Raw genomic sequence first — 22,802 nt, forward strand, 5'->3', positions numbered from 1 at the left:
ACTGCTGTGCCGATCGTGACGTGACCTTGACCCGACGTGCTCAGGATGACCCCGTACTCTTGGTGCCTGGTCGGAGCCGATCACATCGAGCGTGCGGAGCCAACAGTGGTCATGCGTAGCAGTCCCTTGCCGAGGATGAGCCGACGCGGACGCGTCACCATCGGTGTCCTGATCGGGGTGTTCGTCTTGTTCACCCTGCTCGGCTGGGGCGTCAACGCATGGACGGACTGGCTCTGGTTCAACGAGGTCCGCTACACCCAGGTCTTCACCGGCGTGCTCGCCACCCGGCTGCTGCTGTTCCTGGTGGTCGGCGTCGGCATGGCGCTGATCGTGGCCGGCAACCTCTGGCTCGCCTACCGGCTGCGACCCCGGATGCGCCCGCACTCGGCCGAGCAGGCCACGCTGGAGCGCTACCGGATGCTCCTGAGCCCTCGCCTCGGCACCTGGATCGCGCTCGCCGCCGCCGTCGTCGGGCTGTTCGCCGGCCTGTCCGCGCAGAGCCGGTGGAGCCAGTGGCTGCTGTTCCGCAACGGCGGCGACTTCGGCGTGAAGGACCCCGAGTTCGGCATCGACGTCGGCTTCTACGTCTTCCAGCTCCCGTTCTGGCGCTACCTGCTCGGCGTCGGCTTCACCGCCGTCGTGCTGTCCCTGCTCGGCGCGCTCGCCGTGCACTACATCTTCGGCGGGGTGCGGCTGCAGGGCGTCGGCGACCGGATGACGAACGCCGCCCGCGCCCACCTCAGCTCGCTGGTCGCGTTCTTCGTGCTGCTCAAGGCCGTCGCGTACGTGCTGGACCGGCGGGCCATGCTGCTGGAGTACAACGACAGCGCCAAGCTCTACGGCGCCGGCTACGCCGACGTCAACGCGCTGCTGCCGGCGAAGGAGATCCTCGCCTGGATCTCCGTCCTGGTGGCGCTGGCGATCATCGTGTTCTCCAACGCGGTCATGCGGAACCTGGTCTGGCCGGGCATCTCGCTCGCCCTGCTCGGCGTCTCCGCGGTCGCGATCGGCGGCATCTACCCGTGGGCCGTGCAGACGTTCGAGGTCAAGCCGAGCGCCCGGGACAAGGAAGCGCCGTACATCGAACGCAGCATCAAGGCCACCCGCACCGCGTTCGGCCTCGAAGGCACGAAGACCACACCGTACGCGGCGAGCAACCTCGTTCCACCCGCCAGCCTGGCCACCGACACCTCGGTGGTGCAGAACATCCGGCTGCTCGACCCGCAGCTGGTCTCCGAGACGTACACCCAGCTCCAGCAGGTACGTGGCTTCTACGACTTCGGCTCGAAGCTGGACATCGACAGGTACTCGGTCAAGGACAAGACCTCCGACTACGTGGTCGGCGTCCGTGAGATCAACTACGGCGAGCTGACCGACCAGCAGAGCAACTGGATCAACCGCCACACCGTCTACACCCACGGGTACGGTCTGGTGGCCGCCCCGGCGAACCAGGTGGTCTGCGGCGGTCAGCCGTACTTCGTCTCCGGCTTCCTGGGTGAGAAGGCGCAGGAGGCGTGTTCCTCGCCGGCCGAGGAGATCCCGGCCCAGCAGCCGCGGATCTACTACGGCGAGCGGATGGAGCCCGGGGACTACGCGATCGTCGGCCAGAACGGCGACCGCAACGTCGAGTTCGACCGGCCCACCTCCACCGGTGGCGAGCAGTACTACACCTACAGCGGCGAGGGCGGCGTCAAGATCGGTTCGTTCCCGCGCCGTCTGCTCTACTCGATCAAGGAGCAGGAGCCGAACTTCCTGCTCTCCGAAGCGGTCAACGAGAACTCGAAGCTGCTCTACGTGCGCAACCCGCGTGACCGGGTGGAGAAGGTCGCCCCGTTCCTCACGCTCGACGGCGACCCGTACCCGGCGGTCGTGAACGGCCGGGTCCTGTGGATCATCGACGGCTACACCACGGCGGCGACCTACCCGTACGCCGAGCGGGTCAACCTCCAGGCGGAGACCGCCGACGAGCTGACCGGCCGGGGCACGTTCCAGCTCGCCCGGGAGAACGTCAACTACATCCGCAACTCGGTGAAGGCGACGGTCGACGCCTACGACGGCACGGTCAAGCTCTACTCGTACGACGACACCGACCCGGTCCTCAAGGCGTGGAACAAGGCGTTCGGCGGTGACCTGGTGCTGCCCAAGGGCGACATCCCGGCCGAGCTGGCCGAGCACTTCCGCTACCCGGCGGACATGTTCAAGGTGCAGCGCAACCTGCTCACCAAGTTCCACGTCACCGACCCCGGCGACTTCTACTCCGGCCAGGACTTCTGGCAGGTGCCGAACGTGCCGGACGCGCCGGACAGCGGGCAGAAGCAGCCGCCGTACTACCTCTTCACCCAGTTCCCCGGGCAGGAGGGGCCACGCTTCCAGCTGACCTCCGCGGTCACCCCGAACGGGCGGCAGAACCTCGCCGCGCTGGTCTCCGGCTCGTACGTCGACGGCAAGCCACAACTGGAGGTGCTGGAGCTGCCGGACCAGACCCGGATCTCCGGGCCGACGCAGGTGCACCAGCAGATGACGAACAACGGCGACATCCGGCAGCAGCTCAACCTGCTCTCCTCGAACCAGGCCCAGGTGCAGTACGGCAACCTGCTCTCGCTGCCGTTCGCCGACGGCATGCTCTACGTCGAGCCGGTCTACGTGAAGAGCAGCAACCAGGACGCGTACCCGCTGCTGCAGAAGGTGCTGCTCTCCTACGGTGACGGCGGCTCGTACGTGGTGCTCGCCAACAACCTCAACGACGGCATCAAGCAGCTCGTCGAACAGGGCAAGCGGGCGCCGAACAACAACCCGCCGCCGAGCACCGACGACAACGAGACGCCGACGCCGACGCCGACCGGGGGTGACAACAACACCCCGCCGGCGACCGGCGAACTGGCCCAGGCGGCGGCCCGGGTGCAGACCGCGATCAGCGAGGTCAAGGCCGCGCAGGCGTCCGGCGACTTCGAGCGGTACGGGCGCGCGCTGAAGGCGCTGGACGAGGCGATGAGCGCGTTCCAGCAGGCACAGTCCGCGGCCGGCGGCTCGGGCAACCCGGCGCCGTCGGGCAGCGCCTCACCGCCGGCGCCCACGTCGCCCGCGCCCACGCCGAGCGGCTGACGCCGAGCCGACACCACGAGCCCGTGGTCCGGGACCGCAACGGTCACCGGACCCCGGGCTCGTGTCGTCTTCCGGACTCCCCGCCCGCAACCCCGGACCGCACTGCGCCGTCAACAGTGCAGGTGGACGTGTGGGGGCGGGAGGGCACATGCGGGACGCGAACAGCTTCGACGACTTCTACCGCAGCACGTCGGGGCGGGCCATCCGGTACGGCTACGCGGTGGCCGGCGACCCGGCCGAGGCCCAGGACCTCGTGCAGGAGGCGTACGCGCGGGCCTGGCGGCAGTGGGCGAAGCTCGCCGCCCATCCCGCTCCGGAGGCGTGGCTGCGGCTGGTGATCAGCCGGCTGGCGGCCGACCGGTTCCGGCGGCTGCGCGGGTGGCGCCTCGCGGCCAGCCGCACCGGGCCGCCGCCCGACGTCGGGCCGCCGGGCGAGGACACCGTGCTGCTGGTCGGGGCGCTGCGGCAGCTTCCGCCCCGGCACCGGCAGGCGCTCGCCCTGCACTACCTGTTCGACCTGCCGGTGGAGGAGATCGCCCGGGAGGCCGGGGTTCCCGCCGGCACTGTGAAGTCCTGGCTGTCCCGGGGACGGGCCCGGCTGGCCGAGCTGTTGCCCGGCGTCGCCGCCGAGGAGCTGGAGGTCAACGATGTCGCCTGAACTGCACCGCTACTACCGGTCCCTCGCCGCCGACACGGACGAGCGGGTGCTGCCGGCGCCGGACCGGCTGCGCCGCAGCGCCGACCGCTGGGCCCGCCGCCGGGCCGCGCTGACCGTCCTGGCCGCCGCCGGGCTGGTCGCGGGCACGGTGGCCGGCAGCCAGCTGGTGCTCGCCGCCGGGCCGGGCCCCGACCCGGCTCCACCGCCCGCGGGTACGCCCACCCCGCGGCCGTCGTCCGTCGCGCCTTCGGTCGTGCCGTCGTCGCCGCCCCCGCCGTCGCCGTCCGTCGGCCGTACCCCCGGCTCGCGGAGCCCGGCCGTGACCACCACGCCTCCGGCCGCGGCGACCCCGACCACGATCCCGGACCGGGCGTTCTTCGTGCTGCCCGCCGCGAACGACGCCGGTACCGGCAACTACTTCGGCCCGGGGCCGGTGCTGCCGGTGCTCTGCGGCGCGAGCCCCGGCGACGAGCGGGTGGTGGCGCGGCGGGCCCGGTCGCTGCCGTACCGGCGGGCCGGGGCCTCGGCCGACGAGGTGCCGTCGGGCAACTACCGGCACAGCATCACGATCTACCGGTCCGGCGGCGCCGGCGCCGCGCTGGCCGAGCTGCGCGCGGCGGTGCGGGCCTGCCCCGAGCAGCCCGCCCGGGGTACGCCGCCGGTGACGGTGCGGCAGCGTCTGCTGCCCGACAGCGGGTACGGCGACGAGTCGGTGCTGTTCGAGACGCGGACGCCGTACCGGGACGCGAACGGCGATCCGAGCGGCGGCGACGAGGTGCACCTGATTCGGGCGGTCCGCGTCGGTGACGTGGTGTCGCTGCTGTGGGAGCAGGGCTGGGAGAGCACCTCGACCGAGCGCGCCCAGTTCGACGCGGACAGCCGCCGGGCGGTCGAGGCGGTCCGGCGGTGGCTGGACTGAGTACCCGTTTTGCGCCTCCCCGGGTCGGTGCGCTACGGTTGTCGAGCCGACGCGGGGTGGAGCAGCTCGGTAGCTCGCTGGGCTCATAACCCAGAGGTCGCAGGTTCAAATCCTGTCCCCGCTACTCGTGACGAAGGGCCCCGGAGTTCTCTCCGGGGCCCTTCGCCGTTTCCGCCTGCCGCCGGTCCGCGCGGTCCGGCGGCAGGATCGGGGACCCGGCTGATCTCCGGGATCGGAGTGCGATAAGCTTTACGAGCCGACGCGGGGTGGAGCAGCTCGGTAGCTCGCTGGGCTCATAACCCAGAGGTCGCAGGTTCAAATCCTGTCCCCGCTACTCGTGACGAAGGGCCTCGGAATTCTTTCCGGGGCCCTTCGCCGTGTCCGGCGACATCCGCCCTCATCCGCCGTGCCCCGGTTGCGGGTCTCGGCGAGGATGGGGGGCATGTCTGCATGGAACAAGTGGTGGGGCCGCCTGGGCGCGGTCCTCGGTACGGTCGTGCTCTCGGTGTTCGTGCCGGTCGCGGCCTGGGCGTCGTCGGGCACCGGCGAGATCGTGGTGGAGGCGGCGCGCCGGCGCGGCCGCGGCGGGTTCGGCTTCCTCGGCCTGCTCTGCTGCCTCGTGGTGGTCGGCGGCATCGTCCTGCTGGTGCTGCTGCTCACGCGCGGACGCCGCAACCGCCCTCCGCGCTGACCCCCGGGCCCGCACGCCCCGGCTGATCATGAAGTTGGCGGTGCGCCGCGTCCGATTTGTCGCCGCCAACCTCATGATCGCCGGGCAGGGCGGTCGGTCGGGCGCGGCGGGCGGGTCAGCTCGCCAGGGCGGCGTTGGCCTGGGCCATGAAGCGCGAGGTGGCGGTGCGGGCGCCGGAGCGCTTGCCGCGGATGCTTTCGGCCGCGTCGATCAGCAGGGTGCGGACCTTGGCGTGTCCCTTGGGCGGCGGCGCGGGTGACGGACCGGCCAGCCCGTCCAGTTCGGCGCCGAGCGCGGCCATGCGCTTCTCGGACCGGTCGGTCAGCTCGCCGGCGACGAACGAGCGCACCTGCTTGCTGGCGTTGAGGCCGCGCTCCACGCCGAGGAGCCGGCCGGCCGCCACGTTCGTGGTCAGGAAGTCGATCACGTTCGCCACCACCTCCGGGTGGCGGGTGCCCTGGAAGCCGGCCCAGTACATCGACGCCCGGGGCCACTGGGCGGCGGGCGTGCCCGGAAAGGCCACCGCCGCCAGCTCGTCGTCGGTCAGGCGTTGCAGCTCCGGCAACTGGTGCGACCAGGCGAACGAGGCCGCTGTGTGCCCGGTGACCACGAGCTGGCGGGCCAGCTCGCCGCTGTCCGCCTGCTCGACCAGCGCAGCGCTCGGGGTGGCCCGGCCGAAGCGGGCCACCTCCCAGAACTCGAACCAGTCGAGCAGCTCGGCCGAGCTGAAACCGAGCTGCCGCCCCCGGTACATCTCGCTGCCCTGGCCGCGCAGCCACAGCCAGAGCGCCCGGTAGTCGCCGGAGGCGTCCATGGTGCCGGCCACCCGGTTGCCGGAGGCGCGGGTCACGCGGGCGGCCCAGGCGACGTATTCCTTCCAGGACATCCCGGTGCGCGGCTCGGGCTGGCCCAGCCGGCGCAACAGCGCGCGGTTGAACACCAGCGCCGCGCTGGTCTGCGCGGCCGCCACGCCCACGGTCCGCTCGTCCACCTGGCCGTAGCGGGCCAGCTGCGCCGGCACCTCGCGCAGGTCGATCCGCCCGTCGGCGGCGTACGGGCTGAGGTCGAGCAGGATGTCCCGGCCGGCGTACTCGGCGAGCAGCGTGTCGTCGATCTGGAACAGGTCCGGCGGGTTGCCGCCGGTGGCCTGGGTGGCCAGCCGGTCGTAGTAGCCGCTCAACCCCTGCCAGGTGACCCGGAAGCTGACCCGGGGGTTCTGCTGCGAGTACAGGCGCAGCGCCTGCTCGGTGGCCGCCGCCCGCCGGTCGCCGCCCCACCAGAACACCGACAGCTCGACCGGGCCGTCGTCGACGGCCGCCTCCTCCGGGCTGCATCCGGCCAGTGCCGGCAGCCCGCCGCCGAGCAGCGGCAGCCCGGCGAGCGCGCCGAGAAGCCGTCGCCGGTCCAGGCCGGGACGGGGTACGGACTGCGCAGCGGGCACGGATCTCTCTCCGAACGTCGGTGGACGGATCATTTCACCGGCCCCTACGGCGGGGTGTCAACGCCGGGCGGGACCTCCGGTGGGCGCGCCGGGCGGCCCCCGCCGGTCATGGTGTACTAGCGCCGTGGAACTTCTGCATTCGGGCAAGGTCCGGGACGTCTACGCCGACGGCGAGGACCTGATCCTGGTCGCCACCGACCGCGTCTCCATCTACGACGTGGTGCTGCCGACCCCGATCCCGGACAAGGGCCGCCTGCTCACCGCGCTGTCGCTGTGGTGGTTCGAGCAGCTGTCCGACCTGGTGCCGAACCACGTGATCTCGGCGACGGACGTGCCGGCGGAGTTCGCCGGCCGGGCGATCCGCTGCCGCCGGCTGGACATGGTGCCGGTCGAGTGCGTGGCCCGGGGCTACCTGACCGGCGGCGGCTTCGCGGAATACCAGCGCACCGGCTCGGTCTCCGGGGTGCCGCTGCCGCGCGGCCTGGTCGAGGCGTCGATCCTGCCCGAGCCGATCTTCACGCCGTCGACGAAGGCGCCGAAGGGCGAGCACGACGAGCCGATCACGTACGAGCAGGTGGTCGACAAGGTCGGCCCGGAGGTCGCGGAGCGGCTGCGGCAGATCACCATCGACGTCTACCGGCGCGGCGCGGAGATCGCCGCCGAGCGGGGCATCCTGATCGCGGACACGAAGCTGGAGCTGGGCTGGGCGGCGGACGGCACGCTGGTTCTCGGCGACGAGGTGCTCACCTCCGACTCGTCCCGGTTCTGGCCGGCCGAGTCGTACCAGCCGGGCCGCGCCCAGTTCTCCTACGACAAGCAGTACGTGCGGGACTGGGCCACGTCCAGCGGCTGGGACAAGCAGCCGCCCGCGCCGGAGGTGCCGGCCGAGGTGATCGAGGCGACCCGGGCCCGCTACGTCGAGGTGTACGAGAAGCTCACCGGCAACCGCTGGGACTGACGCTCACTCGGCCCAGTCGAGCGTGCGCTGGACCGCCTTGTGCCACTGGCGCAGCTCACGCTCCCGGTGCGCCGGGTCCATCGTCGACTCCCACTGCGCGTCCGAACGCCACTTCTCGCGCAGCGTGGCCAGGTCCGGCCAGAACCCGACGGCCAGGCCGGCGGCGTACGCGGCGCCGAGGCACGTCGTCTCGGTGATCCGGGACCGTACGACCGGCACGGCCAGCACATCGGCGAGGAACTGCATGAGCAGCTCGTTGCCGGTCATCCCGCCGTCGACCCGCAGCCGGCGCAGCGCCACGTCGGAGTCGGCGTTCATCGCGTCGACCACCTCGCGGGTCTGGAACGCTGACGCCTCCAGCACCGCGCGGGCCAGGTGCCCCTTGGTGATGTAGCCGGTCAGCCCGGCGATCACGCCCCGGGCGTCGCTGCGCCAGTGCGGGGCGAACAGGCCGGAGAAGGCCGGCACCACGTAGCAGCCGCCGTTGTCGTCGACGGTGCGGGCCAGCTCCTCGACCTGCGGGGCGGAGGAGATCAGGCCGAGATTGTCGCGCAGCCACTGCACCAGCGAGCCGGTGACCGCGATGGCGCCCTCCAGCGCGTACACGGCGGGCTGGCCCTCGATCCGGTACGCCACGGTGGTGAGCAGGCCGTGCCGCGACGGCACCGGGCTGGCCCCGGTGTTGAGCAGCAGGAAGCTGCCGGTGCCGTAGGTGCACTTGGCCTCGCCGGGCTGGAAGCAGGTCTGCCCGAACAACGCGGCCTGCTGGTCGCCGAGCGCGCTCGCCACCGGCACCCCGGCCAGCACCCCCTGGGCGGTGCCGTACACCTCGGCCGAGCTGCGGATCTCGGGCAGCACGGCGGCCGGGACGCGCAGCGCGTCGAGCAGCTCCGGGTCCCAGTCGAGCGTCTCCAGGTCCATCAGCATGGTGCGGCTGGCGTTCGTCACGTCGGTGACGTGCCGGCCGGTCAGCTTCCAGATCAGCCAGCTGTCCATGGTGCCGAACAGCACCTCGCCGCGCTCGGCCCGCTCGCGCAGCCCGTCGACGTGGTCGAGCAGCCAGCGCAGCTTCGGCCCGGCGAAGTAGGTGGCCGGGGTCAGGCCGGTGCGGGCCCGCAGCCACTCCTGGTCGTACGTCTCGGTCAGCTCCCGCAGCAGCGGGCCGGTGCGGGTGTCCTGCCAGACGATCGCGTTCGCCACCGGGCGGCCGGTCTCCCGGTCCCACACCACAGTGGTCTCCCGCTGGTTCGTGATGCCCACCGCGGCCAGCGACTCGGTGCCGATGTCGGCGCTGGCCAGCGCCTCGCGGACCACGTGCTCGACGTTCGTCCAGATCTCCTCGGCGTCGTGTTCCACCCAGCCCGGCCGGGGGAAGATCTGCCGGTGCTCGCGCTGGGCCACGGCGACGATCTCGCCGGCCCGGTCGAAGACGATGCAGCGCGACGACGTGGTGCCCTGGTCGATGGCGGCGACGAACTCTGCGGTCACGGCAGCACCGTACCCGCCGCGAGTGTCCACCGTCTCCTCCCGGCGGCCCGTACGATCATCAGACGTGCGTGACATTGCCGTGTTCAGCGGGTCGGCCCATCCGGTCCTCGCCGCCGAGATCTGCGCTCACCTCCACGTCCCGTTGCATCCGGTGCGGGTGTCCCGGTTCGCCAACGACTGCCTGGAGGTGCAGTTGCAGGCGAACTGCCGGGAGCGCGACGTCTTCCTCATCCAGCCGCTGGTGCCGCCGGTGCAGGAGCACCTGGTCGAGCTGCTGCTCATGATCGACGCGGCCCGGGGCGCGTCGGCCGCCCGGATCACAGTGGTGCTGCCGCACTACGCGTACGCCCGGTCGGACAAGAAGGACGCGCCGCGCATCTCCATCGGCGGCCGGCTCGTCGCCGACCTGCTCACCTCCGCCGGCGCGCACCGGGTGCTGGCCATGACGCTGCACTCGCCGCAGGTGCACGGCTTCTTCAGCGTCCCGGTGGACCACCTGCACGCGCTGCGGGAGCTGGCCGCCCACTTCAAGGGGCACGACCTGGGCAACGCGGTGGTGGTCTCGCCGGACCTGGGCAACGCCAAGGAGGCCGCCGCGTTCGCCCGGATGCTGGGTACGCCGGTGGCGGCCGGCGCGAAGCAGCGCTTCAGCGACGACCGGGTGCAGATCAGCACGATCATCGGCGACGTGACGGACCGGGACGTGATCGTGCTGGACGACGAGATCGCCAAGGGCAGCACCGTGATCGAGCTGATCTCGCACCTGCGCGAGCGGCGGGTCCGTTCGATCCGGCTGGCCTGTACGCACGGCCTGTTCTCCAGCGGGGCGCTGGAGCGGCTCAGCGGGCAGGAGGGCGTACTGGAGATCGTCTGCACCAACACCGTGCCGATCCCGGCGGAGAAGCGGGTGTCGAAGCTGGAGGTGCTGTCGGTGGCGCCGGCTCTGGCCGAGGCGATGCGGCGGATCCACAACGGGGAGTCGGTCAGCGCCCTGTTCGCCTGACGGTGGCGAGCGCGGCGGTGATCCGGACGACGGTGCCGGCGTCGCCGGTCTCCACCTCCATCGTGTCGCTCAGCTCCCGGGCCAGCCAGAGGCCCCAGCCGCCGGCGGTGTCCGGCGCCGGCCGGTCACGGTCGCGCAGCCGCCGCTCGCTGATCCCGGGCCCGTGGTCGGCGACCTGGCAGACCAGCTCGCCGTCGCGCTGCCAGAGTCGCAACCAGCCCTGCCCGCCGCCGTGCCGCACCGCGTTGGTGATCAGCTCGTTGACCGCCAGCACGAAGTCGTCCAGCCGTTGACCGGACAGGCCGGAGTCCTGCGCGCAGGAGGTCACCGAGTGCCGCAGCTCGGTCACCTGCGCCTGACCGAAGGCCGTGGCGAGAAGGAGGGAAGGTTCGATGGGCACAACCGTACGCGGTGCGGGGAGTTCTGCGTCTGTCATGACCCCGTCCCGACGATGGCTCTCGACGACTTTCGCGGCATTTCAACCGTACGTCAGGGTTTCTCAGGCCGCACCGGCCGGGGTCCCCTCGACCGGCTGTGACAGGGTGACGCACATGCCGTCGTCCTCCGGCCTCGAGGGCCCGTTCTGGCGCTCCATCGCGGTGTTCCGGTTCGCCGCGCTCGCGTACGTCGGGCTGGTCGTGCTGCGCGACGCGGACCGCTACGCGCACCCGGTCGCCGCGGGCGGCGTCCTGCTGGCGATGCTGGCCTGGAGCGGCGTGACGGCGGCCGGCTACGGCCGCCCGGCCGGGCGGCGCTGGCCGCTGCTGCTGGCCGACCTCGGCGTGGTGCTGGCGATCATCCTGGTCACGCCCTGGGTGGTCGGGCGCGCGGCGCTCGCCGCCGGCGTGCCGATGCTGACCGCCGCCTGGCTGGCCGGGCCGGTGCTCGCCTGGGCGGTCTCCGGCGGGCGGCGGCGCGGCGCGGTGGCCGCGCTGGTGCTCGGCGGCGCCGACCTCGCCACCCGGGACCGGATCAGCCCGTCCGCGCTGACCGGGGCGATCCTGATGTTGCTCGCCGGTGTGGTGGTCGGGCACGTGGCGCGGCTGGCGGTGCAGGCGGAGGAGCGGTTGCAGCGGGCGGTGGAACTGGAGGCGGCGACCCGGGAACGGGAGCGGCTGGCCCGCGACATCCACGACTCCGTGCTCCAGGTGCTCGCGCTGGTCCGGCGGCGCGGCGCGGACCTGGACGGCGAGGCGGCCGAGCTGGCCCGGCTGGCCGGCGAGCAGGAGGCCGCGCTGCGGGCGCTCATCGGCCGGGCGGGCGCGCCGCCGGACCCGGCCGGCGCCGAGCAGGACCTGCGCGACCTGATCGACAGGTACGCCTCGGCCACCGTCGTGGTGTCCGCGCCCGCCACCCCGGTGCCGCTGCCCGCGCGGACCGCCGGTGAGCTGGGCGCGGCGGTCGGCGCGGCGCTGGACAACGTGGCCCGGCACGCCGGTGGCCGGGCCTGGGTGCTGATCGAGGACGAGGAGGAGACGGTGACCGTCTCGGTACGCGACGAGGGGCCGGGCATCCCGGACGGGCGGCTGGCGGAGGCCGCCGCGCAGGGGCGGCTCGGGGTGGCGCAGTCCATCCGGGGCCGGGTGGCCGACCTGGGCGGCGAGGTGCGGATCGCGTCCGCGCCGGGCGCCGGCACCGAGATCGAGCTGATCGTGCCGAGGAGCCGCGGGTGAGCATCCGGGTGATGGTGGTCGACGACCACCCGATGTGGCGCGAGGGCGTGGCCCGCGACCTCACCGAGGCGGGTCACCAGGTGGTGGCGACCAGCGGCGAGGGGCGGCAGGCGGTACGGGTGGCCGCGGCGGCCCGCCCCGACCTGGTCGTGCTCGACCTCCAGCTGCCGGACATCTCCGGCGTCGAGGTGATCCGGGGGCTGCGCGCGGCGCTGCCCGAGGTGCGGGTGCTGATGCTCTCGGCCAGCGGCGAGCCGCAGGGCGTCCTGGACGCGGTCAAGGCCGGCGCAACCGGCTACCTGGTCAAGTCGGCCGCCCCGGCGGAGTTCCTGGACGCGGTGCGCCGTACGGCGGCCGGCGAGCCGGTGTTCACGCCGGGCCTGGCCGGCCTGGTGCTGGGGGAGTACCGGCGGCTGGCCGCGGCGCCGCCCGCCCCGGACGACGACGCACCCCGGCTCACCGAGCGGGAGACCGAGGTGCTGCGCCTGGTCGCCAAGGGGCTGTCCTACAAGCAGATCGCCGACCGGCTGGGCCTGTCCCACCGGACCGTGCAGAACCACGTGCAGAACACCCTGGGCAAGCTCCAGTTGCACAACCGGGTCGAGCTGACCCGGTACGCCATCGAGCGGGGCCTGGACGGCTAGCTAGCGGGCGTCCGGCGGGCGGGTCTCGTGCACCGCCAGCTCCTCCGCGCTGGCCCCGCCACCGGCCGCGCCCGCGTCGTAGGCGACGTTGTCGGTCTCCTGGTCGGTGTGCGCGCCCTCGTCCGGCTCGACCAGCCGGCCCACCTGGTGGTCGGCGACGGTGCCGAGCTGACCGTGGTCGTACACGGAGACGGGGGAGTCCGGGTCGGATACCGGGCCCGGGTCGATCACGTCGGCGTCGAGCTGGGCCTGCGCGGCGGCCTCCTCGCTGTCCGCCTCGGCGGCGATGTCCGGGTCGACCGGGCCGGCCAGCGGGTCGTCGGCGGGACGCTCGTACTGCTCGCGCTGGAGCTTGTAGTCCAGCGACTCGCCGTCGAGCTGCTCCTCCGCCGTGGTGCCGAACTCGTCCACCGCGACCGGCGTGCGGTCGCCGGGGAGCTGGGCCGGCTCGGGGCCGTCCGCCTCGCGCCCGGTCAGCACGTCGTCGTTGGCGGTGGAGTCGTCGTCGGCGGTGTCGGGCAGGCCCGCCGCCTCGGGATCGGACACGGGGGTGGGGTACTCGTCGTCGCGCATGCTCCGGAACTACCCACTGCGCTCCCCGCCCTAACCGCAACCGGCCGGGTGGATCGGGAGCAACAGGGCGAAAGGGCACCTCAGTTGCGGACCGCCGCCTCGTCCTCGACGTACAGCACGCACCACACCACCTTGCCGTCGGGCAGCGGAGTGCTGCCCCAGCGCCGGGCCACCGTGTCGATGAGCAGCAGCCCGCGCCCGCCCAGCGCGTCCGCCGCCGCCGGACCCGCGTACGCGGGCTGCCCGGCCGAGTGGTCGCGGACGGCCACGTGCAGCGCGTTGCCGCGCGGCGCCAGCCGGAGCGTCATCGGGGTCAGCGCGTGCGCCACCACGTTGTTGACCATCTCGGTGACCGCGATGCAGGCCGGTTCGACCAGCTCCGGCAGGCCCCACCGGAGGCACCCGGCGGATACCAGCGACCGTGCCTCGCGCGCGGCCTCGACCACCGGGGGCAGTTCGACGCCGAGCGGGTCCGGCGGCGGGTCCGGCGGCGTGGCGTCCGGGTCGAGCAGCATCTCGCTGGCCGGCCAGTCGGACACCGCCCGGCAGACCTCGTCCAGCGCGTCGCGGGCCAGCGGGTCGGCGATACGCACCCCGGACAGGTCCACGAGCAGCAGGCCGGGGCGCTGCCACAGCCGGGCCAGCAGCGCGTCCCGCACGGCCTCCACCTCGGCCCGGTCGAGCACGCCGGTCAGCCGGACTCTCGCGGAGGAATCGTCGGTCTCCACCAGGCAACGCGCATCCGTCGGCATGATCGCCCCATTGTGCACCTCGGCCGCCGCCCGCGCACCGGTCCGGTCGGCGGGACTCACGGCCGGCCCGTCCGGGACCGGCGGCTGATCGCCGCCGCCGTGCCGACAGCGGTGCCGGCCGCCAGACCGACGGCCGCGGTTAGCCGCAGCAACTGACCCCGCCGCCCGGACCAGCCGTCGGTCCGCTCCGCCGCCGCGCCGGGGGTGAAGACGGCGCCGGTGGAGTCGGCGCGTACGCCGGGCCCGAACTGGGTGCGCGCGGTGTACCAGCCCATCACCCGCTCGGCCAGCGCCGGGGCGAGCCGCCACTGGAGCCCGATCAGCCGGGCCGCGCCGCCCGCGTACGCCTCCCGCCGGGGCCGGCGCAGCAGCTTCACGATCGTCTCGGCGACCATCTCCGGCGGGTACACCGGCGGTGGCGGGGTCAGTTCCCGGCCGGTGTGGTTGGCCGCGTGCCGGAAGAACGGCGTGTCGATGGTGGCCGGCAGCACCGTGCAGATCGAGATGTTGCCCCGCCCGGTCACCCGCAGCTCCTGCCGGACCGTGTCGGCCAGGCCGCGGATCGCGTGCTTCGTGGCGTTGTACGCCGACTGGTACGGCATCGCCACCTCGGCCAGCACCGAGGCGTTGTTGACCAGCACCCCGCCACCGGCGGCGGTCAGCCAGGGCAGCGCCGCGCGTGTCCCGTACACGGCCCCCAGCAGGTTCACGTCCACCACCCGGCGGAACTCGGCCACCGGGATCTCGTCGAACAGTCCCACGGTGCCGACCGCGGCGTTGTTGACCCAGGCGTCGATCCGGCCGAACTCGGCCACCGCCCGCGCCGCGAGCTGCTCCACCGCCTCCGGGTCGGTCACGTCGGTGGGCACCACCAGGGCCCGTCCGCCCAGTTCCCGGCAGCTCGCCGCCACCCGGCGCAGCGCCGACCCGGTCCGGGCGGCGAGCACCACGTCGGCGCCCCGCTGGGCCAGCGCGTACGCGGTCGCCGCGCCGATCCCGCTGGAGGCGCCGGTGATGACGACCGTGGCGTCGGAGAGGCTGCGGGTTAGCGGCATCCTTTGGCGGTACCCCCGGGCCGCCCGGTCATGCCGACCGATTTCGACGGTGATCGGGTTCGGTCGGCCGTCCCGCTCGCGGGACAGCGGTGGCCCGGTGACCCCGATCTGCCAGGTTTGGGCGCGCCGGACCTGGGTTAATGGGACGCTCTGACCGGAGACCCCGCTACGCGAGAAACGCATGGAGGTGCACCATGCGCGTCGGCCTTGTATGCGCGCACGCCGGCTCGTCCACCGACGGTCCTACCGTCGGGACGCAGGAGCACATTGCGCGCGTGGCGGCGGAGCTCGCCGCCCGGGGCCATGACGTCCGCGTGTACGAGCGCCGTGCCGCCGCCGCCCAGCCCGCCCTGACCGAACTCGACGGCTACCGGGTGGAACGTGTGCCGGTCGGCCCGCCCGACGTGCTCTCCACCGCCGAGCTGGTGCCCTTCGTCGCCGAGTACGGCCGCTGGCTGGCCGGGCAGTGGGCCGGTGACTGGACCCCCGACGTGGTGCACGGCCACTACTGGATCGGCGGGCTGGCCGCCGCCCATGCGGTACGCGCCACGGACATCCCGGTGGTGCAGACGTTCCACTCGCTCGGCGTGGAGCAGCTGCGGCACCTCGGGCCCCGGTACGGCGGCCCGGGCGAGCGCATCCCGCTGGAACGGGCGCTGACCCGGGCGGTGGACGTGGCGGTGGCCCAGTGCAACGACGAGGTGGACGAGCTGACCCGGATGGGCCTGCAGCGCACGTCGGTGGCGATGGTGCCGACCGGGGTGGACACCGGCCAGTTCCATCCGGACGGCGAGGCGGCGCCCCGCGACCAGCGGGCCCGGATCCTCTCCGTCGGCGGGCTCGCCCCCGGACACGGGCAGGACGACCTGATCCGGGCGATGCGGCTGGTCGGCGACGCGGAGCTGGTGATCGCCGGTGGCCCGCCGGCCGAGCGGCTGGACGGGCACGCCGAGGCGCGCCGGCTGCGGGAGCTGGCCGAGCGGGCCGGGGTGGCGGAGCAGGTGAAGCTGGTCGGCGCGGTGCCGCACGACCAGATGGCGACCTGGTACCGCTCCGCCGACGTGGTGGCCTGCACGCCGCACTACGCGTCGGCCGGGCGGGTGTCGCTGGAGGCGATGGCCTGCGGCGTGCCGGTGGTCGGTTACGCCATGGGCGGCATCGCCGACGCGGTGGTGGACGAGGTGACCGGCAAGCTGGTGCCGCCCGGTGACGTACGCACGCTCGGGGTCACGCTGCGCCGGCTGCTGTCGGACAACGCCGGGCGGTTCGCGTACGGGCACGCCGCGGTGGACCGGGTCCGGTGCAGCTACACGTGGGAACGTACCGCTGCCGCGCTGGAACGTCTCTACGAGCGGGTGATCGGGCGTCGCCGCCCGGCCACGCCGATCGAGCCGACGCCGGTCGAGGTGACGCCGCCGGTCGAGGTGGCCGTCTCGGAACGGGGACCGGTCGAGGCGGCCTGAACCGGCACCATCCCGGCGCCCACTATCGCCTTCTGGCGGGCGCTGGCGTGGTGGTGCTGCGGTTCGGCGTACCGGGTCAGGCCGACCACCGCCGCGAGCGTGACCAGGAAGCCCAGACCGGCCAGCCACTCCCGGCCGGGCCAGATCTTGTCGTTGAGCAGCAGCAGGCCGACGATCGCCGCGGGCACCGCCCCGGCGGCGTCCATCGCGGCCACCGCCGCCGTGGTCGACCCGCGCTGCATGGCCAGGCCGAGCAGCAGCTGGCCGATGACCGAGTGCACGATCAGCAGGTAGAGCAGCGGGTCGCGGACGAACGCCTCCACCGATCCGGCCGAGGCGAGCGGGCGGGCCGCCACCGCGGCGGCGGAGAACGCCATCCCGGCCAGCGAGCCGAGCACCACCGACCCGAGCGCGCCGTGCAGCCGGGCGGCGAAGAACCCGGACCCGGCGATCGCGAACACCGCCACCGCCAGGCCGACCAGTCCGGCGGTGCCGAGCTGCCGCGACGGCGCCGGCTGGGCCGACAGCACCAGCGCGGTGATGCCGGCGAACAGCAGCACCAGCAGCACCACCTCGGCGGCCGGCAACCGCCACTTGAGCACCAGCACGCCGAGCACGGCGGTCACCCCGAGCCCGGCCGCCACGCTCGCCTGCACCAGGAACAGCGGCAGGTCGCGGCGGGCCAGGAACGCCAGCACGAAGCCGACCACCTGGCAGGTCAGGCCGATCAGGTACGTCCGGTGCCCGGCCAGGCGCAGCAGCAGCCCCGGGTCGAACGTGTGGTGCACGGTTGTCCGCGCCGCGGCGACCGACTGGAGAAGGTTGGCGAAGCCGTACGCGACGATCATCGCTGCCAGGAAGCACCAACCGGAGGAAACCACCTGGCGAGGATAGAGGCTCTTCCCGGTTCAGCGCTCGGCTGGACGGCCGAGCCGGGCCAGGATGTCGTCGTGCAGCGCGCCGTTGCTGGCCACGGCGCTGATGTCGGCGGAGTCCGCGCCCGCCGGGGCCGGCCGGCCGGCCAGATCCGTGATCACGCCACCCGCCTCGGTGACGATCGGCACCAGCGCGGCGATGTCCCACAGCGACAGCTCCGGCTCCACCATCACGTCCAGCACGCCCTCGGCCAGCAGCATGTAACCGTAGAAGTCGCCGTACGCGCGGCTGCGCCAGGTGTCCCGCATGAGCTGGAGGATCGCGTCCAGCCGGCCGGCCTGCTCCCACCCGGTCAGCGACGAGTAGCAGATGCTCGCGTCGCCGAGCGCGGTGACGCCGGAGACCCGGATCGGCGTGCCGTCCGCCGGTCCGGCGCCGGCGAACGCGCCCGCGCCGAGCGCGCCCCACCAGCGGCGGCCCAGCGCCGGGGCGGAGACCAGGCCGAGCACCGGCCGGTCGTGCTCCAGCAGCGCGATCAGCGTGGCCCAGACCGGTACGCCCCGGACGAAGTTCTTCGTGCCGTCGATCGGGTCGATCACCCAGCGCCGCCCGTCCGGCCCGGCCGGCGGCTGCTCGCCGTACTCCTCGCCGAGTAGGCCGTCGCCGGGACGGTGGGTGGCCAGCAGCGCGCGGATCTCCCGCTCCACGGCGGTGTCCGCGTCGGAGACCGGGGTCAGGTCCGGCTTCGACTCGACGCGCAGGTCCAGCGCGCGGAACCGGGCCGAGGAGACCGCGTCCGCGGCGTCGGCGAGCAGGTGGGCGAGGGCGAGATCGTCGGCGTACCCGGTCATGACGGACACGCTAGTGGCGTGACCACGACCGTCGGTCGTCGGGGCGTCACCCGAGCGCTGTCACCGCCTCAGTCGGGGCCGACCAGGAGGACGAAGGTGCGTGCCAGGCCGAAACGGTCGGTGCGCGGCCAGTCCAGAGCGGCGAGCGCGGCGGCGGACGGCTCGTGCCGCCGGCCGTTGATCCGCACCTCGCACTCGGTGACGTCACCACCCTGGCCGACCAGCATGCGAACGCCGTTGAGATGTGGACGGTCCAGCCCGGCCGCGATCACCGGCGCCAGGGTCGACCACGGCATCGCCTCGGCGAACCACTCCTGCTTGTGCTGCGATCCGTCGGCGGACCATCCGGTCACGCCGCCGACGATCGCATGCCAGCCGGCGAACCCGCCCTTGTCGCCCGACCTGAAGTGGCTCGCCAGCCGCCCTCGCTGCTCGATCATCTCCAGGACCGTCACCAGGCAGGTCTCGATCCACGCCCCGATCGCCTGACGGGCCGCCTCGACCGGGTCGGCCGCCAGGCCGAGCGTGCAGTCGACGATCGTCGGCACGTCCGGCCGGTCCGCGTTCAGCAGGAGCTCCAGGTCCAGGTGGCGGTAGTCGTCGCTGTCCGGTGGAAGGACCCGGACGCCCAGCGATCCCGACCGCAGCATCGGCCCGTCGGTCATCCGCCACTCGCCACCCACCTCGGCGAGCATCGGCGCGGCCAGCTCCAACACCCGCTCGGCGGGCAGAGGCCGTGGGGTCGGCCGGGGATCGATCATGGTGGGTCAGCGTACCGGTGAGGCCCGGCGCCGTGGGCCCGGCCGGCGACGCCGGTCAGGACCCGGCGAGCGGATCGCCGGGGTTGCGCTCCGGCTCGCGCGGGTCGCCCTCGCCGCTGCGGGAGGCCAGCAACCGGCGGTACGAGGCGAGCCGGCGCGCGTCCGCCTTCCCGGCGGCCACCCAGGCGTCCAGCGCGCAGTCCGCCTCGTCGGCGGTGTGCGGGCAGTTGGCCGGGCAGTCCACCGTCGCTTCGACGAGGTCCGGGAAGCCGTGCAGCAGGCTCTCGGCGGACACGTGGGCCAGCCCGAAGCTGCGTACCCCCGGGGTGTCGACGATCCAGCCGGTGTCGCCGTCGGCGCCGGGCTCGGCGGGCAGCCGCAACGCCACCGCGCTGGTCGAGGTGTGCCGGCCCCGGCCGATCGCGCTGACCGTGCCCACCGCGCGTTCGGCGTCCGGGACCAGGCGGTTGACGAGCGTCGACTTGCCCACGCCGGAGTGACCCACCATCACCGACACCCGGCCGGCGAGCAGCGCCCGCAGCGCGGCCAGGTCGGAGTCCGGGCGGATCAGCACGTACGGCAGCTCCAGCTCGGTGTAGTAGCCGAGCACCGCCTCCGGGCCACCCAGGTCGGCCTTGGTGAGGCAGAGCAGCGGCTCGATGTCGGCGTCGTACGCGGCCACCAGGCAGCGGTCGATGAACCCGGTACGCGGCGGCGGGTCGGCGAGCGCGCTGACGATCACCAACTGGTCGGCGTTCGCCACCACCACCCGTTCCAGCCGCCCCTCGGCGGTGGTCTCGTCGTCGTCCGCGGTACGCCGCAGCACCGAGGTCCGTTCGGCGATGCGCACGATCCGGGCCAGCGCGCCCGGCGCGCCGGAGGTGTCCCCGACCAGACCCACCCGGTCACCCACCACCACCGACTTGCGTCCCAGCTCGCGGGCGCGCATGGCGGTGACGAGCGGGGCATCCGGCCCGGCCCCGGGCAGCACGCAGGTGTAGCGGCCCCGGTCGACGGCGATGACGAACCCGTCGACGGCGTCGGCGTGCCGGGGGCGGGTGCGCGTACGCGGCCGCGACGACCGGCCCGGTCGGACCCGGACGTCGTCCTCGTCGTACTCGCGCCGCTTCGTCGCCAGGACGTCCCCCCGCTGTCAGTTCTTGCCGGTCACCATCCCCGACCATAGTGCCGGGAACTCCGGCATGGTCTTGGAGGTGCACGCCACGTCGTCAACCTCGATGCCGGGGACGGCCAGCCCGGCCACCGCCGCCGCGTGCGCCATCCGGTGGTCGGCGTACGTGCGGAACGTCCCGCCGCGCAGCGGGCGGGGCCGGATGTCCAGCCCGTCGGGGGTTTCGGTGATGTCCGCGCCGAGCGCGGTGAACTCCTTGGCGAGTGCGGTGACCCGGTCGGTCTCGTGGCCCCGGATGTGGCCGATGCCGGTGAGCCGGGACGGGCCGTCGGCCAGCAGCGTGAGCGCGGTCAGCACCGGGGTCAGCTCGCCGACGTCGGAGAGGTCGGCGTCCAGCCCGCGTACCGTGCCGGTGCCCCGCACGGTCAGGCCGTCGGTGCCGAGCGTCACCTCGCCGCCCATCCGGTGCAGCAGCTCCCGCAGCCGCTCGACCGGCTGGAGGCTGCTGCGCGGCCAGTCCTGCAACGTCACCTCGCCGCCGGTGACCAGCGCGGCGGCGAAGAACGGCGCGGCCCCGGAGAGGTCGGGTTCGATCTCCCAGCCCCGTCCGGACAGCGGGCCCGGCTCGACGGCCCAGACGTCCGGCGTGGTGTCGTCCACCGCGGCGCCGGCGGCGCGCAGCATCTGCACCGTCATCCGCAGGTGCGGCGCGGACGGGACCGGGGGACCCTGGTGCCGGACCACCACGCCCCGGTCGAACCGGGGCGCGGCCAGCAGCAGCCCGGAGACGAGCTGGCTGGACGCGGAGGCGTCGATGACCACGTCGCCGCCGGTCACCTGCCCGGCGCCGAGCACGACGAGCGGCAGGCTGCCCGTCGGCGGGGTGTCGATGCGGACGCCGAGCGCCCGCAGCGCGCCGATCAGCGGGCCGAGCGGGCGGGTGCGGGCGTGCGGGTCGCCGTCGAACGTGACCCGGCCGGCGGCCAGCCCCGCCACCGGCGGCAGGAAGCGCATCACCGTGCCGGCCAGGCCGACGTCGACGTGCGCCGGCCCGGCGAGCGGATGCGGGCGGACCAGCCAGCGGTCGTCGTCGGAGATGGACATGTGCGCGCCCAGCTCGCGCAGGCCGCCGGCCATCAGCTCGGTGTCCCGGGCGCGCAGCGGCCGGGCCAGTGTCGACGGCCCGCTGGCCAGCGCGCCGAGCACCAGGGCCCGGGCGGTCATCGACTTGGAGCCGGGCAGCCGCAGTGTCGCGGCGACCGGGTCGCTGGCGGTCGGCGCGGTCCACGGTTGCGGCTGACGGGTAGCGATCGGATTCCCCACGGTCACATTCTGCCAAGTTCCCGGCCCGGTGGAACCGTCCGTGGCCGCTGCTCCCGTTGGGCGGGACAGCCGAAACGTCCGGATGGGGCTAGCGTGGGCGCCATGTGCGGGAGGTACGCCACGACCCGGAGCGCCGGTGACCTGAGCGCGCTGTTCTCCTCGGCTGACGAGACCGGCGGGGTGGCGCCGGACTTCAACGTCGCCCCGACCGATCCGGTGCCGCTGGTCCGGCTCGCTCCGGAGGGGCACCGGCTGCTCTCCCTGGGCCGCTGGGGGCTGTTGCCGGGGTGGTCCCGCAGCGCCGCCGGCGCCGCCCGCATGATCAACGCGCGGGCCGAGACGGTCGCGATCAGCCGGGCGTACGCGCCGTCGTTCGCCCGGCGCCGGTGCCTGGTGCCGGCCGACGGGTGGTACGAGTGGGTCCGGCTCGCCGGTGGCGGGCGGCAGCCCTACTTCATGACGCCCCGGGACGGCTCGGTGCTCGCCTTCGCCGGCATCTGGTCGGTGTGGGAGTCGGCCGGGGTGGCCCGGCTCACGTTCAGCGTGCTCACCACCGCTGCGGTCGGCGAGCTGGCCGAGGTGCACGACCGGATGCCGCTGCTGCTGGCGCCGGATCGCTGGGCGGATTGGCTCGGCCCCGCCGACGACCCGGCAGGGTTGCTCGCGCCGCCCGACGCCGGCCTGCTCGCCGGGCTGGAGATCCGCCCGGTCTCCCGGGCGGTCGGCGACGTCCGCAACGACGGTCCCGAGCTGATCGCGCGGGTGTCTCCGGAGGGCGTGGAGGCGGTCTCCGGGCCGACCCTGTTCTGATCACGCTCCGCCACATCGACGCGCCCCGTTTGCCGGGGTTGCGCCGGAAAAGTCGCCCGGACGTTCAGTCAGTTTCATTGAAGACTCTTGTCCTTACGTATGCGAATGCGATAGAACACAGCGCCGGTGATGGGCGTTGGTTCGCACGGGGCGACGACACCCATCGATCTTGCTGAAAGATCTCTGCCGGTCCCACGGGGGAGGTGGGTGTATTGACACGGGCACGCATGCCCCGCCCGCACGAGGTCGCCGCGGCACGGCGCGACCCACGACTGCTGCGGGCTCTGCACGAACGACGCCAGGACGAGGCGTGGCGCACCAGAGGCACCTGTCAGAACGTCGATCCGGAGACGTTCTTCCCGGCGCCGAACGAGCCGGCCGACGCGGCGGTGGCGCTCTGCCGCACGTGCGACGTCCAGGGCTCCTGCCTGGCCTGGGCGCTGGAGGTGGGCGACTGCCACGGCGTCTGGGGCGGCACCACGCCGCGCGAGCGCCGAGCCATGCTCGTGGCCTGGCGCAGCGAGGTGCAACCCGATCCGGACGCGATCGACGACGCCGGCCCGCCGGTGCGTGACCGCCTGCTCACCCTGGTGCCGCTGAGCTGATCCCTCGTCGCCCGTGGCCCGTCC

Annotated in this window: 22 protein-coding genes and 2 tRNA genes; 13 read left to right on the forward strand and 11 right to left on the reverse strand. The window is 73.6% G+C overall.

The window, feature by feature from the left end; genetic code table 11:
* The first annotated feature begins 111 nt into the window (after positions 1–111).
* The 6 genes from O7542_RS00070 to O7542_RS00095 all read left to right on the forward strand — a co-directional run bounded on the left by O7542_RS00070 (position 112) and on the right by O7542_RS00095 (position 5,370).
* Positions 112–3,102, forward strand: a complete 2,991-nt coding sequence (locus O7542_RS00070) for a UPF0182 family protein (protein ID WP_233607763.1) — start codon at positions 112–114, stop codon at positions 3,100–3,102.
* Between the two features lie 148 nt (positions 3,103–3,250).
* Positions 3,251–3,760: a sigma-70 family RNA polymerase sigma factor gene (locus tag O7542_RS00075; protein WP_043328470.1), complete on the forward strand. Its 510-nt coding sequence runs from the start codon at positions 3,251–3,253 to the stop codon at positions 3,758–3,760.
* On the forward strand, positions 3,750–4,679 hold the full coding sequence (locus O7542_RS00080) for a hypothetical protein (protein WP_064447895.1): 930 nt from the start codon (positions 3,750–3,752) through the stop codon (positions 4,677–4,679). The genes O7542_RS00075 and O7542_RS00080 overlap by 11 nt, the downstream gene beginning before the upstream one ends.
* A 50-nt stretch (positions 4,680–4,729) precedes the next feature.
* Positions 4,730–4,803: transfer RNA gene (locus tag O7542_RS00085), tRNA-Met, on the forward strand.
* 136 nt (positions 4,804–4,939) lie between these two features.
* Positions 4,940–5,013, forward strand: a tRNA-Met gene (locus O7542_RS00090).
* A gap of 108 nt (positions 5,014–5,121) precedes the next feature.
* On the forward strand, positions 5,122–5,370 hold the full coding sequence (locus tag O7542_RS00095) for a hypothetical protein (protein WP_043328474.1): 249 nt from the start codon (positions 5,122–5,124) through the stop codon (positions 5,368–5,370).
* A 115-nt stretch (positions 5,371–5,485) separates the two neighbouring features.
* Here the strand turns inward: O7542_RS00095 and O7542_RS00100 are convergent, their stop codons facing one another.
* Positions 5,486–6,811 (reverse strand): extracellular solute-binding protein, encoded by a 1,326-nt coding sequence (locus tag O7542_RS00100; RefSeq protein ID WP_166457203.1) that lies wholly within the window; start codon positions 6,809–6,811, stop codon positions 5,486–5,488.
* A 124-nt stretch (positions 6,812–6,935) separates the two neighbouring features.
* Here O7542_RS00100 and O7542_RS00105 point away from each other — a divergent pair, with 124 nt between their 5' ends.
* Complete coding sequence (locus O7542_RS00105) at positions 6,936–7,769, forward strand: phosphoribosylaminoimidazolesuccinocarboxamide synthase (protein ID WP_043328477.1); 834 nt, start codon at positions 6,936–6,938, stop codon at positions 7,767–7,769.
* A 3-nt stretch (positions 7,770–7,772) separates the two neighbouring features.
* Here the strand turns inward: O7542_RS00105 and glpK are convergent, their stop codons facing one another.
* Positions 7,773–9,257 carry a glycerol kinase GlpK gene (gene glpK / locus O7542_RS00110; RefSeq protein WP_281605538.1) on the reverse strand — a complete coding sequence of 495 codons (1,485 nt, stop codon included), beginning with the start codon at positions 9,255–9,257 and terminating at the stop codon, positions 7,773–7,775.
* A 64-nt stretch (positions 9,258–9,321) separates the two neighbouring features.
* Here glpK and O7542_RS00115 point away from each other — a divergent pair, with 64 nt between their 5' ends.
* Positions 9,322–10,260, forward strand: a complete 939-nt coding sequence (locus tag O7542_RS00115) for a ribose-phosphate pyrophosphokinase (RefSeq protein WP_281605539.1) — start codon at positions 9,322–9,324, stop codon at positions 10,258–10,260.
* Here the strand turns inward: O7542_RS00115 and O7542_RS00120 are convergent.
* On the reverse strand, positions 10,241–10,696 hold the full coding sequence (locus tag O7542_RS00120) for an ATP-binding protein (protein WP_043328481.1): 456 nt from the start codon (positions 10,694–10,696) through the stop codon (positions 10,241–10,243). The genes O7542_RS00115 and O7542_RS00120 overlap by 20 nt on opposite strands.
* A gap of 115 nt (positions 10,697–10,811) precedes the next feature.
* Here O7542_RS00120 and O7542_RS00125 point away from each other — a divergent pair, with 115 nt between their 5' ends.
* Positions 10,812–11,933: a DUF5931 domain-containing protein gene (locus O7542_RS00125; protein ID WP_064447892.1), complete on the forward strand. Its 1,122-nt coding sequence runs from the start codon at positions 10,812–10,814 to the stop codon at positions 11,931–11,933.
* Positions 11,934–11,944: 11 nt separating this feature from the next.
* Positions 11,945–12,577, forward strand: a complete 633-nt coding sequence (locus O7542_RS00130) for a response regulator transcription factor (RefSeq protein WP_176722742.1) — start codon at positions 11,945–11,947, stop codon at positions 12,575–12,577.
* Here O7542_RS00130 and O7542_RS00135 read toward each other — a convergent pair whose 3' ends face one another.
* From O7542_RS00135 to O7542_RS00145, 3 genes are all read right to left on the reverse strand, one after another.
* Positions 12,578–13,150: a DUF5709 domain-containing protein gene (locus O7542_RS00135; protein ID WP_043328485.1), complete on the reverse strand. Its 573-nt coding sequence runs from the start codon at positions 13,148–13,150 to the stop codon at positions 12,578–12,580.
* Between the two features lie 80 nt (positions 13,151–13,230).
* Entirely contained in the window at positions 13,231–13,878 is a 648-nt protein-coding gene (locus O7542_RS00140; RefSeq protein WP_244206160.1) for an ATP-binding protein, read from the reverse strand.
* 80 nt (positions 13,879–13,958) lie between these two features.
* Positions 13,959–14,957, reverse strand: coding sequence for an SDR family oxidoreductase (locus O7542_RS00145; RefSeq protein WP_043328486.1), 999 nt, complete (start codon positions 14,955–14,957; stop codon positions 13,959–13,961).
* A gap of 194 nt (positions 14,958–15,151) precedes the next feature.
* Here O7542_RS00145 and O7542_RS00150 point away from each other — a divergent pair, with 194 nt between their 5' ends.
* The gene (locus O7542_RS00150) at positions 15,152–16,420 is read left to right on the forward strand and encodes a glycosyltransferase (RefSeq protein ID WP_209963111.1); all 1,269 of its coding nucleotides are present in this window, start codon (positions 15,152–15,154) and stop codon (positions 16,418–16,420) included.
* Here the strand turns inward: O7542_RS00150 and O7542_RS00155 are convergent.
* From O7542_RS00155 to aroA, 5 genes are all read right to left on the reverse strand, one after another.
* Positions 16,303–17,268 (reverse strand): hypothetical protein, encoded by a 966-nt coding sequence (locus O7542_RS00155; protein WP_176722743.1) that lies wholly within the window; start codon positions 17,266–17,268, stop codon positions 16,303–16,305. The genes O7542_RS00150 and O7542_RS00155 overlap by 118 nt on opposite strands.
* A 60-nt stretch (positions 17,269–17,328) precedes the next feature.
* Positions 17,329–18,147, reverse strand: coding sequence for a histidinol-phosphatase (gene hisN, locus O7542_RS00160; RefSeq protein ID WP_281605540.1), 819 nt, complete (start codon positions 18,145–18,147; stop codon positions 17,329–17,331).
* A gap of 68 nt (positions 18,148–18,215) precedes the next feature.
* On the reverse strand, positions 18,216–18,908 hold the full coding sequence (locus tag O7542_RS00165) for a DUF6348 family protein (protein ID WP_043328492.1): 693 nt from the start codon (positions 18,906–18,908) through the stop codon (positions 18,216–18,218).
* A gap of 55 nt (positions 18,909–18,963) precedes the next feature.
* The gene (gene rsgA / locus O7542_RS00170; protein ID WP_205798140.1) at positions 18,964–19,857 is read right to left on the reverse strand and encodes a ribosome small subunit-dependent GTPase A; all 894 of its coding nucleotides are present in this window, start codon (positions 19,855–19,857) and stop codon (positions 18,964–18,966) included.
* Between the two features lie 204 nt (positions 19,858–20,061).
* Entirely contained in the window at positions 20,062–21,363 is a 1,302-nt protein-coding gene (gene aroA, locus O7542_RS00175) for a 3-phosphoshikimate 1-carboxyvinyltransferase (protein WP_209963109.1), read from the reverse strand.
* A 102-nt stretch (positions 21,364–21,465) separates the two neighbouring features.
* Here aroA and O7542_RS00180 point away from each other — a divergent pair, with 102 nt between their 5' ends.
* Positions 21,466–22,173: an SOS response-associated peptidase gene (locus O7542_RS00180; RefSeq protein ID WP_281605541.1), complete on the forward strand. Its 708-nt coding sequence runs from the start codon at positions 21,466–21,468 to the stop codon at positions 22,171–22,173.
* A gap of 212 nt (positions 22,174–22,385) precedes the next feature.
* Positions 22,386–22,778, forward strand: coding sequence for a WhiB family transcriptional regulator (locus tag O7542_RS00185; protein ID WP_030503699.1), 393 nt, complete (start codon positions 22,386–22,388; stop codon positions 22,776–22,778).
* The last annotated feature ends 24 nt before the right edge of the window (positions 22,779–22,802 follow it).

This window comes from Micromonospora sp. WMMC264 (genome assembly GCF_027497275.1).
GTDB classification, from domain to species: Bacteria; Actinomycetota; Actinomycetes; order Mycobacteriales; family Micromonosporaceae; genus Micromonospora; species Micromonospora chalcea.